Origin of the sequence: Bacillus coreaensis (genome assembly GCF_050586445.1) — a bacterium.
Classification (GTDB): Bacteria; Bacillota; Bacilli; order Bacillales; family Cytobacillaceae; genus Robertmurraya_A; species Robertmurraya_A coreaensis.
The window spans coordinates 1-1,482 of the sequence record NZ_JBOCCY010000032.1 but is presented as its reverse complement, the minus strand read 5'-3'; the positions used below and the strand labels follow the sequence as shown (position 1 = coordinate 1,482).

Annotated in this window: 1 protein-coding gene and 1 rRNA gene; both read right to left on the bottom strand. The window is 34.1% G+C overall.

Going from position 1 to position 1,482, the window contains the following annotated elements; genetic code table 11:
* Positions 1-428: 428 nt before the first annotated feature.
* On the bottom strand, positions 429-1,271 hold the full coding sequence (locus ACQ5H4_RS23275) for a tyrosine-type recombinase/integrase (protein ID WP_430777223.1): 843 nt from the start codon (positions 1,269-1,271) through the stop codon (positions 429-431).
* A gap of 131 nt (positions 1,272-1,402) precedes the next feature.
* Positions 1,403-1,482 (bottom strand): 5S ribosomal RNA (gene rrf / locus ACQ5H4_RS23270); the annotation flags it as partial.

Sequence of the window (1,482 nt, the reverse complement as noted above, 5' to 3'; positions counted from 1 at the left end):
AGGCACGCCGCCAGCGTTCGTCCTGAGCCAGGATCAAACTCTCCAATAAAGAGTAAGATTAGCTCTTAAAGTTTAAAACTTAGTTAAAACGTTGACGTTTGTTATTGTCTTGTTCAGTTTTCAAGGTTCAATTAAGCACTTGATTATCTTACTATATCATTTCACCATTGTCAACTTCTACGAAAAACTTTTTTGAAAGTTTTTTTCAAGTCGTTGTTGTCGGCTACATGTATTACTATATCATCTTGATTCGCAGAAGTCAACTTCTGTTTTAAAATTATTTTTATAAGTGGCTTCACCGTTTTGAAGCCAAGAATTATATTTTACATAATTCCTATACATTATACAACAACTTTTTGTTAAGAATTATTAAAAGCCATGTACACTCGTACATGGCTTTTAATTACAGAACCGATATTTTAAACAACCTAACCTAGTGTATCTTTAGAAAAAGTATTCTGAATCGCCTTTTCTAACTCTAGTTGTTTCATTCGAGATTTTGCATACCTTTTTGTTACATTAATGTCTTTGTGACCTGCTAATTCAGATACTATTTCTAATGCAACTCCTTTATCAACAAGTCGCTGACAAAAGGTATGCCTTAATTTGTGAGGATTCACTTGATACTTTTTAAGCATATACTGAACCGATCTCTCAGTAAGTCGTTCGTTGGACTTGGAAACAAACAAAGCATCTTCGATACGATTTAATTCTATATGATTCTCCAGATAAGCTCTTGCTTCATCAGATAATGGTATCACTCTACCTTCACCAGTAGAGTTATGTTTAACTAACACTAGATTTCTTTCGAAATCAATATCAGACTTATTTAGAGAACATAATTCTGACACTCTAATACCCGTATGAAGCAATAAATAGACAATAGCAATGTTTCTATTATGTCCATCCTTTTTTACTTCACGGACAAGTTGGTCACTTTCAAAAGTGGTTAACACTTCAATTTCGTCTTTTTTCTCTACGGGAACCACAGTTATATCAATGATGATATCAGGTTTCTTCAAAAATTTTGCAAAGGTACGAATCGCTCCAAGTATTTTATCAATAGTTACTGGACTTTTCCCCTGCTGCTCTAAAAAAGAAACATATGATTGTACATCGTTTTGTGTTATGTCCTCTAAATAAATCGAATATTGTTGAAGCCAGTCTTGATATTTTTGAATTTCACGTTGATATGTTGTGACCGTACTAGGTGATTTCCCTACTTGTTTAAGCCATTCTGTAAACTGAGCTAGAACATTAGTTTCTTGCAACTATATCACTCCAATCAATCAGACTTGGTATTACTTACATCTTATAGGAAATGACTAAAGAAGTAAACTTCCGCGAAAAAAATTATATAAAAAAAGAGAGCAGTCATATTGACTACTCTCTTTTATCAGGTGCCTGGCGACGTCCTACTCTCACAGAGGGAAACCCTCAACTACCATTGGCGCTGAAAAGCTTAACTTCCGTGTTCGGTAT